10 protein-coding genes are annotated in these 14,813 nt (G+C 44.2%); 9 read left to right on the plus strand and 1 reads right to left on the minus strand.

The genetic code is table 11. From position 1 onward, the window contains the following. Nucleotides 1–130: 130 nt before the first annotated feature. Entirely contained in the window at nucleotides 131–2,518 is a 2,388-nt protein-coding gene (locus tag ACSQ8P_RS13045) for a glycoside hydrolase family 2 TIM barrel-domain containing protein (protein WP_436235576.1), read from the minus strand. 112 nt (nucleotides 2,519–2,630) lie between these two features. Between ACSQ8P_RS13045 and ACSQ8P_RS13050 the strand changes: the two genes are divergently transcribed. The 9 genes from ACSQ8P_RS13050 (at nucleotide 2,631) to ACSQ8P_RS13090 (ending at nucleotide 14,802) form a co-directional block, all read left to right on the plus strand. Continuing rightward, complete coding sequence (locus tag ACSQ8P_RS13050) at nucleotides 2,631–3,512, plus strand: AraC family transcriptional regulator (RefSeq protein ID WP_436235577.1); 882 nt, start codon at nucleotides 2,631–2,633, stop codon at nucleotides 3,510–3,512. A gap of 275 nt (nucleotides 3,513–3,787) precedes the next feature. Then, nucleotides 3,788–4,780, plus strand: a complete 993-nt coding sequence (locus tag ACSQ8P_RS13055; protein ID WP_436235578.1) for an HD-GYP domain-containing protein — start codon at nucleotides 3,788–3,790, stop codon at nucleotides 4,778–4,780. Between the two features lie 15 nt (nucleotides 4,781–4,795). Continuing rightward, nucleotides 4,796–6,370, plus strand: coding sequence for a methyl-accepting chemotaxis protein (locus ACSQ8P_RS13060; RefSeq protein WP_436235579.1), 1,575 nt, complete (start codon nucleotides 4,796–4,798; stop codon nucleotides 6,368–6,370). 238 nt (nucleotides 6,371–6,608) lie between these two features. Then, nucleotides 6,609–7,034 (plus strand): MerR family transcriptional regulator, encoded by a 426-nt coding sequence (locus ACSQ8P_RS13065; protein ID WP_436235580.1) that lies wholly within the window; start codon nucleotides 6,609–6,611, stop codon nucleotides 7,032–7,034. 17 nt (nucleotides 7,035–7,051) lie between these two features. After that, complete coding sequence (locus ACSQ8P_RS13070; protein WP_436235581.1) at nucleotides 7,052–8,299, plus strand: MFS transporter; 1,248 nt, start codon at nucleotides 7,052–7,054, stop codon at nucleotides 8,297–8,299. Nucleotides 8,300–8,590: 291 nt separating this feature from the next. Next, the gene (locus ACSQ8P_RS13075; protein ID WP_436235582.1) at nucleotides 8,591–10,051 is read left to right on the plus strand and encodes an RICIN domain-containing protein; all 1,461 of its coding nucleotides are present in this window, start codon (nucleotides 8,591–8,593) and stop codon (nucleotides 10,049–10,051) included. A gap of 191 nt (nucleotides 10,052–10,242) precedes the next feature. Next, nucleotides 10,243–11,883 carry a response regulator transcription factor gene (locus ACSQ8P_RS13080; RefSeq protein WP_436235583.1) on the plus strand — a complete coding sequence of 547 codons (1,641 nt, stop codon included), beginning with the start codon at nucleotides 10,243–10,245 and terminating at the stop codon, nucleotides 11,881–11,883. 37 nt (nucleotides 11,884–11,920) lie between these two features. Further along, entirely contained in the window at nucleotides 11,921–13,621 is a 1,701-nt protein-coding gene (locus ACSQ8P_RS13085) for a sensor histidine kinase (RefSeq protein WP_436235584.1), read from the plus strand. Between the two features lie 206 nt (nucleotides 13,622–13,827). Further along, nucleotides 13,828–14,802: an ABC transporter permease gene (locus ACSQ8P_RS13090; RefSeq protein ID WP_436235585.1), complete on the plus strand. Its 975-nt coding sequence runs from the start codon at nucleotides 13,828–13,830 to the stop codon at nucleotides 14,800–14,802. Nucleotides 14,803–14,813: the final 11 nt, after the last annotated feature.

Raw genomic sequence — 14,813 nt, forward strand, 5'->3', positions numbered from 1 at the left:
GGGCCTGAATCGCCTGCTCACCGTGCTGTAACAGTGAAAAACACACTTACAGAGGCAGAATAGTTACGAGTAAACGTAAATGGTCAAAGATGCTAAAGTGTATCGTGGGCCCCCCCTCATTTATCATCTTCTATTTCACAGCAATGATGAACTGAGCTGATGTTAAGCCTTGCGCATCTGCTCTCACGATGATCTGGCCAGGCGCGGTGCGAGCTCTAACATAGGCAAGCAGCTTGCCATGATAGGCTTTTCTAAATGTAGAGCTATACGGCTCTACATCCTGTACATCGCCGTTTTCTAAGCCAATAATGTCACCAGGACCCTCGATAGATAGCTTGATGAGATCCTCTGCCAGATAAACGTGCTTACCATGGCTGTCTGTGATCTCAATCTCAACATGAGCAACATCCTGTCCATTAGCACTTAATTCAGTAGCATCTACGCGCATGGCCAGTTTTTCTGGTTTTGCGACCGTTTGCAATGCAAAGGTGGTTAGGGTGCCGTCATTGCTTTTGCTCGCAACTCGTAAGGTGCCTTCTTCAAAACCCACTTCCCAAGCTAGATAGCCTTGTGGTGAATCATTGAGCCGCTTGCTTCCGAGCGATCTTTCATTGAGGAAAAGCTCCGCTTCTTCACAATTTGTATAACAGATCACATCTAGCTGCTCGCCCTGTTTCCAATTCCAATGGGGAGCGCCGCCATGCCACCTTTTGTTACCTGAATACGCGGGATCTTCTTTACCTGCAGCTGCAAGGAACACCATGGGCTCCTGACTCCATAGGCTTTTACGGAAATAGTAGCTGGCTTTTTTAAAGCCGGCAAGATCCATGAACCCAGCTTGCGATGCGCGAATAGGCCAGCCTTTCGCCTCGCCCATATAATCGATTCCTGTCCAAATAAACTGCGCACAGATCGCATCATTGTCCCTGACAGCAAGCCATGCCTCTAGACTAGCGCCATTTTCACTGCCAAATGTAACACGATTCGGATATTGCTGCCGTGCCTCCTCGTAGAGATGCTCCTTGTAATTGTAGCCCACCACATCTAACGTATCCGCATAGCCAATCAAATTCGCTAGTTCTGGAAAAGCCAGAGCGGCAGTGACGGGTCTAGTTGTATCGCACTCTTTCACATAGCGCACAAGATTTTTGGCAATCGTGGTCAATCTATCACTTTGCGGTTTATTCGGATCATATTCGCGTTCAGCCGCAGGTTTATTGGCATCGTTATTGCCCGTCATCGTTTGAAAATACGGGTGGCAGTAAGGGTCATTGGGGTAATCCACTTCGTTTCCAATACTCCATAAAATGATGGAGGGATGGTTCCTATCCCGCAAAACCATTTCCTTTATGTCCACCTCACCCCATTGAGGGAATTCCTCATAGTAACCGAAATGCTTAGGCGGGTAAACATTGTGCCCCGTGGACCATTTGTGTTTGACGCCTTCCCACTCGTCAAACGCTTCATCAATGACGAGAAATCCCATCCGGTCGCATAAATCGAGTAAATTCGGAGCGGGTGGATTATGGCTCATACGAATGGCGTTACAGCCCATTTCTTGAAGGGCTTGAAGTCTCCGTACCCATACCTGTCCAGGAACAGCGGCACCGAGTGCCCCAGCATCATGATGCACGCAAACGCCTTTGATTTTCATATTCACGCCATTCAAGAAGAATCCCTTATCCGCATCAAATTCAAACCACCGAATGCCCACAGAGGTGTTCACTTGATCGATAACTTCGCCGTTCTTCCTAATTTCTGTACATAACACATACAAATAAGGAGAGCTAGGGGACCATAGATTAGGGGTAGTCACCAAGATCGTTTGATTCCATTCCGTACCTGAGCCAGTCTGAACGACTATCTCGTCTCCTACCGATTCGATCAGGTTTCCGCCAGCATCCCTAAGGGTATTTGAAAGCTCAATCGTCTCATCTGCCTGTGACTGATTGGATAATCGTATGTTAACGGCAACGGTAGCTTGATTCTCAGAGACTTCAGGCGTGGTGACAAATACACCGTATTGATCGATATGTATCGGATCTGTGATCGTGATATAAACATCCCTGTAAATACCTGAGCCAGTAAACCATCGCGAGTCGGCAATATCTTTATGATCGACCTTAACAGAAATCACATTGTCCTGTTTCCCGAAGGAGATGAAATCTGTAATGTCATAGGTAAAACTGCTATAGCCGTAGGGACGTTTCCCAAGATAATAGCTGTTGCACCATACTTGGGCGTTATTATACACGCCTTCGAAGGTAATAGAGACGCGTTTGCCTTCTACTTCCTGAGGAAGTGCCAAGTGTTTGCGATACCAGCCCATACCGCCGGGCAAATAACCCGTACCACTGGAATGCTCTTGCGAAAATGGTTCTTCAACTGACCAATCATGAGGAAGGGTTACATCACGCCAGTGTGCATCTTCAAATCCTCTATACCAAGCTTTGAGTTCATCTCCTCTGAAAAACTTCCAATTCAAATTGATATTTTCAATGATTCTGCTCCTATTCATCGTCGTTCTCCCTTCTCATTTGAGCATTCACAAAATTGCACGATTTTTCGTTGTCGCGCTTTCATTATAAGATTACAATTGGAGTTAGTGAATAAAACATATTGCTATTTTCATGCACAAAATTGCTATTGGAGTGATCGTGATGATTAATGTATCCGGCAATGCGCTGGATGATTGGTATGAGCAAGGCGTTGAGCGGAATGACAAATTGCTTACAGTCAACTGTTGCGGTTATCAGAAGCTGATGACCATTGATTTAAATCGGAAGCGTGACCAAGGCCGTGTGGATTATCAGTTGATTTATTTGGTTGGCGGGAGAGGGACTTTTTACCTCAATCACCAGTCACAAGAAGTGCATAAAGGTCAAATCGTCATCTTTCCGCCAAACGAGCCTCAAAATTATACCTATTACGCCAAAGATGCCACGGAGGCTTACTGGATTCATTTTACCGGACATGGTACGCATGATTATTTGCAGCAATTTGGGCTTCATAACTCAGCTATTCACACGGTAGGTCAGGTGGATGAAGTGAGCGGATTGTTTAAAAAAATTATCCAAGAACTGAATATGAATAAGCCTTTCAGTGATCAATTGACATCCGCTTATCTGCTCACTTTGCTCGCTTTACTAGGTAGAAGGCTGCAAAGCACGGAAGTTCAAGGGAAAGTGGACCACAACGCCGACATCCACAAGATCATGGAAATCATGCATGAAAGCTATAGTCAGAACCTGGTTGTTTCGGATCTTGCTAGAAAGTGCAACTTAAGTCTTTTTCGATTTATTCATAAGTTCAAAGCTGTTACTGGAACGACGCCAGGCAAATATGTGACCAGTATTCGTGTTAATGAAGCAAAAAAGATGCTAGCTGAAACTTCTTTGAATGTGAAGGAGGTCGCCTCCATTGTCGGCTATGAGAATCCCTTATATTTCAGCAGGGTGTTCTGCCAAGCAGTGGGAATCCCGCCTAGTCGGTATAAGGAACAATTTAGCTGACAGGCATTTTAAAGTGGAAATTGGTGCCGAAGGATCGATGGTTTTCATCATTACCCAAGAATTGAGTCATTTATAAATCATAATGAAGCCTACAACCACGGATCATAAGTGGTTAAGGCTTCATTTTTTTATAAGAGTTTTCCATATATATTAGCAATTTATTAAGGCGAGACACGATAAAACTCACATGTTTTAAATAAAAAAACTAACAATTACATTATAAGATTACATTATATTTCATAGAAATTAAGCTGAAGAAAGCAGTGTGATTATAGATGAGGATCATCCATATTAACGAATATGATGAAAAGAAAATGACTCTCGCAGAGCCTGTATATGATAACTTTGGCAGGGTACTTCTGGCGGAGGGAAGGACCGTTCACCCGACGATTATTAATAGACTAAGATCGATGGGAATTCGCATGCTCGTGATCGAAGATGAATTATCTGCTGGCATTTCATTAGATGATTTAATGGATATGCCGACCTGGATGGACTTGGTGCAGGGGGTGCAGAGCTGTTTCAAGCAAACACAACTGAAAAAGGAAATTGAGCCAAGGCCAATATTTAACATGGCAGGAAAGCTGTTGGATGAGTTGACTAAAAATCAAATTCTCCTTCCTATCCCTGCAGCTACTGTAGCAGAGGAACTTCTACCCTTTGCCCATGCAGTTAACGTTACCATCTGGTCGCTTCTGATTGGCAGAGCGATGGGATACACTGCTTTGCAGCTTCGCGATCTAGCCGTAGGGTGTCTGCTCCATGACTTTGGGAAAGCCGTCCAAACGAATTATTCCCAGCATCCAGAAGCTGGCTTTCAGTTGATTAAGAAACATCGGGAGATCAATTTGATGTCGGCGCATGTCGCTTTCCAGCATCATGAATTACGGGATGGATCGGGATTTCCTAGAGGTATTCAAGGGGAAGCCTTTCTGGAGATGGCGCAAATATGTGGGATTGCCAATCAGTATCAAGAAAAGCTATCTGAAATGAACATAGCTCCGCATGAAATCATGGAATTGTTTATGTCGTTATCGGATAAATCCTATTCACATAGCGTTATTCAAGCCTTCGTTCTAACAGTCCCCGCCTATATGCCCGGCGTCCGTGTCAAGATGAAGGATGGTCAATCAGCCATTGTAACGACAATTACCACACATATGCAGCGACCGATCATCCGATATGAAGCAACCCAAGAGCTGCTTAATTTAGCTGAGCACCACTCAGTATTCATTGAAAGTGTTATCGAAACTACCCAACAAATTTAATTTCAGGAGGTCAATATGAAGGTTTCAACGTTAATTAAAGCAGTTGCAGTAAGCTGCAGTTTGCTAATCTTACTGACGATTTACAGCACGATTTCCTTGAATGCTAGCTTTAAAAAAGAAAGAACAGCTGTTGATAATCAGAGAGAGTTCAAACAATTGGGTTTTGATTTGGCCAATTCATCCACATTACTTACGAACGAAGCACGTCTTTATTCAGTTACTGGTGATAAAATCCACTATAATAACTACTGGAAGGAAGTAAATGAAACAAAATCGCGAGATAAAGTCATAAGTCGGCTTAAGGAGCTTAGGGCACCTCAAGAAGAACTAGCGCTCATTGAGAAAGCGAAACAGAATTCGGATGCGTTGATTAAAACCGAGACTGAAGCGTTTTTGGCCGTGGAAACCTCTAACTTAGAACGAGCTAGACAGCTATTATTTGATGCGAACTATGATAAAAATATGAGTATCATCAAGGAGCCTATCACGCAATTTCAGAGCATGATGAACAGCCGAGCAGAAGATGAGACAAAAACAGCTAGTGACAATGCAAGTCGATGGCTTATGGCAACGATGGTTATTCTCTCCTTGTTGGCTGTAATCATCGTGATTTCAATGATACTCTTATATACAAGGGTTCTTAATCCGTTGCGAAGATTAAGTACATCGATTGAAAATTTAGCAAGTAAGGAAGGCGATTTAACATTAAGGTTGCCGGCTGAAGGTAAAGATGAGTTTAGTGATATCTCGGCATCGTTCAATAGAATGGTTATGAATTTTCAAGGGATGTTTATCCAAATGGTCACAGGTATTGCTTCCCTTACGCAAAGCACGCGAGAGGTATCTAGCAGCACCAATGAAATTGCTGTAGGTAATCAACAGCAAGCAGAGGCAGTAGAAAGTGTAAATAATATGGTGGACAACATGACAGAAGGTATTCGATCCGTTGCCAAGTCTTCGGAGGAAGCAGCGGCTATGACCTTGAAAGCCGTTCATGTAGCCAATGACGGCGGTCAAATTATTCAGAGCACGATGGTCGAAATCAAGAACATGAGTGTCAAAATAAATGATCTTTCTGAAAAATCCAATCAAATAGGCGATATTATTGAAGTGATTGACGATATCGCAGAGCAAACTAATTTACTTGCGCTGAATGCGGCAATTGAAGCAGCTAGAGCAGGAGAATCAGGCAGAGGCTTTGCTGTTGTTGCCGAAGAAGTGCGGAAGCTAGCAGAACGCAGTGGAGAAGCAACCAAACGGATCGCGACGCTTATCAAAACCATTCAACAGAATACAACGGAGACTGTCAGTGCGGTTCATCAAAGTAATGAAATGGCGCTGCGCGCAGGTGTCGCTTTTGATCGTATTGTTGAAATGATCAAAGATTCATCGAACCACATCAACGAAATTGCAGCATCAAGTGAGGAACAATCCATACAGAGCTCGGAAGTTCATCGAACGATTCAGAGTATGGCTGCCATTACGGAGCAAACTTCAGCTGGTGCGGAGGAAAATGCTTCAACAGCCGAGCATTTGGCCCAAATCGCAGATACCCTATACAGCTTAGTTAGAGGCTTTAAAGTAACATAATAAAAAGCATGCCACATCAAGAACGTAATCTTGATGTAGCATGCTTTTTTGAACATGAAGGAAAAACGAGTACATGCAATGTCACATAAGTAATAGGTATAGAAAATGATCAACCGCGCATGCTAACACTATCACATGACTGATATGCAGTTGTCTCTAAAGTTAACGTTGACGTTAACGTTCGAAAGTATTAAGATAATCTTATCGATAGGTAAACTATGTTGAAGGGAGTGTTCAAATGGATAAATTCAAAATTGATGACGTGGCCAAAGAGAGCGGATTGACCAAGCGTACGATTCGTTACTACGAGGAAATCGGCGTGCTGTTTCCTCCAGAACGTAGCGAGGGAGGCATGCGCTTATACACCCGCAAACATATCGAAAGATTGAGTCAAATCGTGAATGCCCGGGATGTTCTTGGATTCTCACTCACGGAAATTCAGGATTTCGTAGCCATTCGCGAAAAGATGGACGAACAGAAGCAAGTCTATTGGAAAACCGAAGCAGCAGAAGAGAAGCTTTCGCAATTGCAGGAAATGAAGGTCATGGTCGACCAACAATTGGAAATGGTGGACCAGAAACTCTCCAAGATGGCTGAGTTTCGCAAGGAAATTGAGTACATGCAGAAACGCATCAACGATGGTATTACTAAAATGTCAACATAAAAGGAGTCTTTTGGGACATGCAACCAACAGCTACGAGTAAGGCCAATACGGCCGAACAAGCGCTTCAGAATTCACAGAAAGTTAGTATGTTTAGTCAACCGAAAGCGGTATGGGCAGTCGTCTTCGCCAGCATTATCGCTTTCATGGGTCTCGGTCTCGTAGATCCGATTTTGCCCGCGATTGCTAAGAAGCTGCACGCATCTCATAGCGATGTCACCTTGTTATTCACGAGTTATAATGCCGTTATGGCTGTTGCGATGTTGATCACGGGAGTCGTCTCGTCCCGTCTAGGCATCAAGAAAACACTACTAACAGGTATCATTATCATTGCCCTATTCTCAGCATTAGGTGGAATGTCAAATAGTATTTGGAGTCTTGTTTGGCTGCGTGGGGGCTGGGGACTCGGAAATGCGCTTTTCGTCGCGACGGCCTTGTCAGCGATTGTATCGTTGTCTAAAACAGGCGTCGCCAGATCCATCATTTTGTTCGAAGTAGCGGTTGGTCTTGGGATCTCCGTTGGTCCGTTGCTAGGTGGAGAGCTAGGTGCTGTCTCTTGGAGAGGTCCATTCTTTGGTGTAGCCGGTCTCATGGTGATTGCCTTCTTTATGATTCTATTTATTATGCCCAAACAACAAACGCAAATTCGCAAATCCAAAGCATCACTAGCGGATCCGTTCCGCGTTTTGAAATTCAAAGCACTTCGTACATTCGGAATCGCAGCTTTTCTATATAACTTTGGTTTTTTCACCTTACTCGTATATGCAGCATTAGTCTTGGGTAAGTTAGGATTGGATGAGCATCAACTCGGTTACGTCTTCTTGGGCTGGGGACTTATGCTAGCCTTTACATCTGTCTTTACGGCACCTAAGCTGCAGAAACGCTTTGGAACAGTGCCTTCCATGTGCGTTCAATTACTTTTGTTCGCGGTTACGTTGTTTGTCATAGCGAACTGGACGACAGACAAAACCGTTATTATTGTCGCAGTAATCATCGCGGGAGCTTTTCTTGGTAATAACAATACGTTAATCACGACAGCAGTAATGAACGCTGCGCCCGTCGAACGTCCAACCGCTTCAGCGGCTTACAGCTTCTTGCGATTCATCGGTGGGGCAATCGCTCCGTTCCTGGCTGGCAAGCTGGCGGAATGGTTCAACCCGCAAATGCCGTTTATCGTCGGCGGCGCGTGTGTGGTTGTGGCTGTCATCTATTTGTGGATGAATCGCCAGCATCTGAAACACGTGGATGAGGTTGAGAGTGTACACTAAAGCTTAAAGATAGGGGAGCCCGCAACTAAGCGTGGCTTTTTTTTGTTGTTTTAGAACATTTTCCCGAATGTACAAGCAAAAAGTGCAGGAATGTGATGAAAGTAGCTAAGCCAAATGTTCAATTTGTTCATAGAACTTGTAATTATTCACTATGAACCAGCCCATAAAACCGATAGCATTAACCTCAGTTAGACGAATAGGAGGTGAGCTTAAGGAAGTTATGAATCAAGTAGATGGCCATGCAGGATCGAATCACCGCTTGTCCCAAATTAGGACGAAAGGATGAGAGCCGTGTACGTAAATTCAATTGGAAATGTAAGAAAATTAGTGGTTGTCGGTTTAATCATTGCATTATTCGTGTCATTGTTTCTATCCGCACAAAAGGCAGAAGCAGCGAGTGTCACCATCCCGAGTAATGGCGTTCAAATAAAGGATTCAGCAGGCAATCTCTTACAAGCACATGGCGGAGGCATTATTAAAGTAGGCTCGTATTACTACTGGTTCGGTGAGAACAGAAGCGGTGACAACTTAGTTGCTTGTTACCGGTCAACGGATCTCAAAACATGGGAATTCCGCAACAATGTACTCAAACATTCATCAGCTCCTGAACTCGCGACTGCGAATATTGAACGGCCTAAAGTCATTTATAATGCTTCTACAGGTCAATTCGTCATGTGGATGCATAAAGAAAACGGCGTTGATTACAGCGAAGCAAGAGCTGCTGTAGCCTACTCTTCCACAGTGGATGGCAACTACACCTGGCAGGGCAGCTTCCAACCTCAAGGTCAGTACATGTCGCGAGACGATACCTTGTTTGTGGATGACGATGGTTCTGCGTACTTCATTTCTTCAGCCAGAGAAAACTTAGATACGCATATCTACAAGCTTTCATCAGATTATCGATCCATTGCTTCCTTAGTTCAGAAGGTTTGGGTTGGTTCTCAACGAGAAGCGGCAGCGATGTTTAAAAGAAATGGCGTCTACTTCCTCGTGACTTCTGGAGCAACCGGTTGGGCGCCGAATCAAATGAAATACGGGACGGCAACGAGTATTGCCGGCACATGGAGCGCGCTGAGTAATGTCGGAGATTCCACTTCCTTCGATTCACAGCCAGCATATATTCTCCCTGTTCAAGGTACTTCAACCACATCCTATCTCTATATCGGGGATAGATGGGCTGGTGCGTGGGGAGGCATCGTGAATGACTCGAGGTACGTATTCCTGCCGATCTCGTTCCCTTCCAATACATCCATGAGTTTAACCTACTATGATAAAATAACGATTGATACAGCGACTGGCGCTGTTTCTGGATCCAATTACAGTTTTAACACCACGACAAATTATAAGATTCTCAATCGGAATAGCAATAAATCACTGGCCGTGAGCGGAACGGATAAAACGCTCAGTGCAGCGCCAATCCAGCAGTTTACGGATACGACGGCACTTTACCAGAGATGGCAACTCGTGAAAAAAGCGAATGGCTACTACAATATCATCAACAAACAAAGCGGCAAATATATGGATATCAACGGTCAATCCACGGCGGATGGAGCCACTAACATTCAATATCCAAGCAATGGCGGCAAGAATCAAGAATGGCTGCTGGTTGATCTAGGAAATGGTTATTATGCAATCGAGAATCGCAATAGTCGTAAATTTATGGACATCAGTGGAAGCTCTACAGCGGATGGCGGACAGAACATTCAATATACGTGGAATGGCGGCAATAATCAGCAGTGGACGATTAATTAAATGTGATTGCCAAAAGAGGAGGGGAGCATGCCCTTCCTCTTTTCATTTTTATTCATGCGACCATCGTACCATCAACATGGAATTGATCACGTTCTTCCCTGAAATTATCATAGACAGTGCAAAAACCGATGGCTAACATGATATCATATAGAATAATTGGCAACAGGTAGACTGACTAGGGGGAGCCGGCGATGTATAAAATTCTGGTCGTGGATGATGAGCCGACAGTTAGTACGGGGATTAAGAGTTATTTGATGAGATCAGAGCTGGGAATCGATCATGTGGAAACGGCTTCAAATGGGTTTGAGGCCTTGGATTGCTTACGCATGGACACCTATGATCTCGTATTGACGGATATTCAAATGGGGATGATGAATGGCATCGAACTGATGGAAGCGATTCTTCTAGAGCAGCCTCATCTTCCAGTTATCGTCATTTCAGCCCATGAGAAGTTTGATTTTGCCAAGAGAGCGCTTCGATTAGGTGCCAAGGATTATTTGATCAAGCCCGTAGAGCTGGATGAACTGATGCGAGTTGTCGGCAAAGCCCTCCAAGAGAAGAAGGAAATGGGCAGACTGACACTGCAACGTCCAGAAGCGGATGCTAGTAAAGATGGTCATTTGCTCAAAAAGAGGCATGAAGCGCTCATCGAATTGGTAACGGAAACCGATCTGCAGGAGAAAGATTATGAAGATCTGCTTCGTGAAATCGGCAACTCCCTTAAGGAGCAAGGCTATTGGTATGGTATCGCCGCCGTTCATTTGAACCTAAGTAAGGGTGGGTTCAGTAATCAAGACATTACATTGATGGATCGGAAGCTTTTGAAATATGCATCGGTAAATATATTGGAAGAAAGTCTATCGGATTGGTGCGGTGTAGCCTTTTATGGATTTGGCAACCAGCTTGTTTGTGTGATCCAATTGGAAGCCTCGGATAACGTGGACACGCGGCTGCCGATGAATTCGCAACTGAATCTGATCGGTCAAACGATCATTATTAATCTGAAGCAGTATTTGAATGTGGACGTCACAGTTGGAATGAGTACACTTAGCCCAGATTTGTCGATGCTGCCGAAGCTAATGGAAGAGGCGAATGCGGCGATTGAATGGCGCAAGCTGCACCCCGATAATAATGTGCTTTATTATGAAGATATGTCGGCTTTAGGCAATATGAGGATGATGGAATGGGCAGCCAAGGTGGAAGAGATCGTGCTTCACATGAAAACAGTGGATGAAGCTAAGCTTTCTCAGGAGCTTCAATCCGCTGTGAAAATACTGGCGAACTTGACGCATTCAGAAGGCTTGTTTCATAGTTGCTTCGGATTATTGGTGTATCGTTTGTATGGATTGCTCTTTGATAATGGACAAGAATCAAGTAGTTCCTTCCGCCAGTATGATCCAGATGTCTATTTCAGAGGTATGGAAATTAGTCGGAAAGTGGCCTGTCTACAGGAGTATGTTCAAGGGCTCTCCGAAGTGATCCGCGCCTGTATTAGCGAGAGGGATCAGACTGTTGTATCCCGCATAACAGCTTACATTTACAATCATTATGGCAATCATGAACTTAAGATTCAGGATATTGCGGGTGAGGTCCATTTCAGTGCGGCTTATGTAAGTTATTTGTTCAAAAGGGAAACCAACAAAAACGTCTGGGACTTCGTCTCCGAGGTTCGGATCGAGGAAGCGAAACGTTTGCTTGCTGTAACCGATTTGAAGCGGTATGAAATTTCGTATCAAGTGGGGTATCAGTCGCCGGAGCATTTCAGCCGAATGTTCAAACGTTTTATCGGGATCTCGCCGGCTGATTATCGCAAAGAGATCAGGGGGAATTAAACTGAAGCTCCAATATAAAGTGATTGTGGCATTCTGTTTGTTCATCATCGGGCCGTTTCTGATTGTCGGATGGATCTCCTTCTCACGAACCTCCGCTACGATTAAGGATGAGGTTGGGAAGACGATGCTTCAGCTCGTGAAGCAGAATCATGCCACGATGGAGAATACTTTGTCTTCGGTCAGAGATAAGACGGTAACTTTTCTGGATAACCATTTCTTCAGCAACCCCAAGCAATTTGCGTTCTGGACGCATATTGAGAGTATTAATGCCTTAAGCGAAGCAGATACGATTCTGGATCGCTGGTCATCGGATGGCACCGAATATGCGATCTATATGGGGAATAGGGGAAATCAACCTTTTCCTGTCAATGCACTTTATAAAAAACAGGGGCTTATTTATCTGGATAGCAGCAGTACTTACCCGGAGTGGGCTTTGCAGACACAAGAAGAGAAAGGGGCTGGAAGTCTTCGACTAGCCAAGTCGAATTCAGGACAGCCAACGGTAACATATACACGAAGTATTTTGAATCCAGAAAAATATGACGAATTGATTGGCTTTCTTGCTGTTTCCAAGGTGGAGGTTTTATTGACCAAAAATCTTGTTTCGGTGCAACTGCCCGATCATGCAGGAGTCTTTTTATATGATGACCGGGACGAACTGCTATTGAAGTCGGGTTCGGCAGACATGGAGTTATCCGAATTACCAGAAGTACTTCGCAATAAATCAAATGGTTATTATTATTCGGAGTCCAATAATCATAAATATCTCTACGCCGTTTCCTATGAGTTTAACTTTAATACACGATTAATTTATAAGATTCCGCTCCATTCCATTATGGGGAAACAGACGAGTTTTCAACAGTTAATCATGGTGATGCTGGCCATCTATTTAGTTCTAGTGTTGCTGTTCGTGTTGTATTTGTTGCGAAATATTATTAAACCATTAGCTCGATTAGTTACCTTCACGCGTGTGTATGAGCTGGGCAGACCTTTTGATTTTGGAGATCCGTCATCACGTTCACGTTCGGATGAGTTCGGTGTTTTATACACGGCGTTTATTCGTATGACGGGCAGGCTGAATGAATCGATTGAAGAAAACTATGGGATGAAAATCAAACAGAAGGAACAGGAGTTGAACACACTCCATTCCCAAATTACGCCTCATCTTCTGTACAATACGCTGGATTCAATCTATTGGTATGCGCTAGAAAGTGGCAATCACGATGTTGGCGGCATGGTTAAAGATTTATCGAAGCTGCTGCGTATCGGGCTAAGTAAAGGGAAGAGCATGATTCCGATCAGCGAAGAACTGGAGCATGTACGTGCCTATATTCGGCTTCAAATGAAGCGTTATCCAGGTAACTTCGAAGTGTTCTGGGACATGGATGAGGATCTCGAAGTGTACAAAATGCCCAAGGTCATCATCCAACCGCTGGTGGAGAACGCGATATTCCATGGTATTCAGAGTATGGATGGGGAAGGCCATCTGTGGGTTCGATTGAAACGCGTCGAAGACGAGATTCATATCCTTGTTGAGGATAATGGATTTATTCCGGTGAATCTCGATAAACTCCGAATGATTGTCAGCGGGGAAATGGACGACAAAGGCTATGGCATTCGTAATGTTCACCAACGCATTCAGCTGCATTATGGCGATTCGTATGGGTTAAGCTACCGTCTGCGGGACGGCGGCGGGCTTATTGCTACCATTACGATTCCGATTCCTCCAAGTGAATAAAGTGAGATCTTGATCCGGCCTAAGGCCGGATTTTTTGTTTTGGGAAGTGTGCCCGAAGTCGCGGTGCTGCCACATTTTACACGCGGCAGTGGTGATTTTTCATCGATGTACTTGCTGAGTATTCATCACGTTCTTATGCGGATACATCATCGAATTGGAGGATTCCGTGTACTATACTTGATTTAACAGAGAAAGGAGTGGACGCAGTGAGAGAGACAGCCGCACCTGCACGACAGGCAGGGCAGACGCGATATCAAGCTAAGGGAGTTAAGTTTTGGCGGAACTTCTGGCAATTCAGAACGCTGACATTGATGCTAGTACCTGCAGCCCTCGTGCTATTGCTTAATAATTATTTACCGATGTTCGGGCTATTCATTGCCTTCAAGAAAATCAACTATGTCGATGGTATTTGGGGGAGTCCTTGGATTGGCTTCGATAATTTCACATTTCTATTTAATAATGGATCTTTGTGGCGAATAGTACGAAATACAGTAGGCTACAGCATGACGTTTATGATTGTGAATTTGATTTTATCCGTGGCTATTGCCTTGGCACTCAATGAGCTCCGGAGCCGAATAGCGGTTAAGAGTTATCAAAGTTTACTGATTATGCCCCATTTTTTATCGATGATCGTCATTAGTTATCTTGTTTACGCGTTCCTGCACCCGACTCATGGCTTCATTAACTCCACAGTGATGGAATGGCTGGGTAAAGAACCTGTGTCTTGGTACATGGTGAAGGAATATTGGCCATTCATACTCACAGTGGTCAGCGCTTGGAAAGGCGTAGGTATTGGTGCCGTCATCTACATCGCAGCGATCGCCGGCATTGATCCTGAGTATTATGAAGCAGCAGTCATTGACGGGGCCTCGAAGTGGAAGCAGATGATGCATATCACCTTACCTTCTATTATGCCAATTATCATTATCATTACAATTCTGAATATGGGACATGTGTTCAATTCAGACTTTGGCCTATTTTACCAAGTGCCGTTGGATTCTGGTGTCTTATATCCAGCCACCGATACAGTAGATACGTATGTGTACCGTGTTTTGACGCAACTGAATGATATCGGCATGTCCTCGGCAGCAGCTATGGTACAGTCGGTTCTAGGCTTCATTATGGTATTTCTGACGAATGGAGCGGTCCGTCGAATAAATTCGGATCAAGCTTTATTCTAATTGATTGGATA

Origin of the sequence: Paenibacillus sp. LjRoot153, assembly GCF_964253085.1 — a bacterium.
Lineage (GTDB): Bacteria > Bacillota > Bacilli > Paenibacillales > NBRC-103111 > Paenibacillus_E.

Bases quoted from the DNA above. Each gene is read 5' to 3' on its own strand.
- ACSQ8P_RS13045 (WP_436235576.1), bottom strand. From the start codon at position 2,518: ATGAATAGGAGCAGAATCATTGAAAATATCAATTTGAATTGGAAGTTT.
- ACSQ8P_RS13050 (WP_436235577.1), top strand. From the start codon at position 2,631: ATGCACAAAATTGCTATTGGAGTGATCGTGATGATTAATGTATCCGGC.
- ACSQ8P_RS13055 (WP_436235578.1), top strand. From the start codon at position 3,788: ATGAGGATCATCCATATTAACGAATATGATGAAAAGAAAATGACTCTC.
- ACSQ8P_RS13060 (WP_436235579.1), top strand. From the start codon at position 4,796: ATGAAGGTTTCAACGTTAATTAAAGCAGTTGCAGTAAGCTGCAGTTTG.
- ACSQ8P_RS13065 (WP_436235580.1), top strand. From the start codon at position 6,609: ATGGATAAATTCAAAATTGATGACGTGGCCAAAGAGAGCGGATTGACC.
- ACSQ8P_RS13070 (WP_436235581.1), top strand. From the start codon at position 7,052: ATGCAACCAACAGCTACGAGTAAGGCCAATACGGCCGAACAAGCGCTT.
- ACSQ8P_RS13080 (WP_436235583.1), top strand. From the start codon at position 10,243: ATGTATAAAATTCTGGTCGTGGATGATGAGCCGACAGTTAGTACGGGG.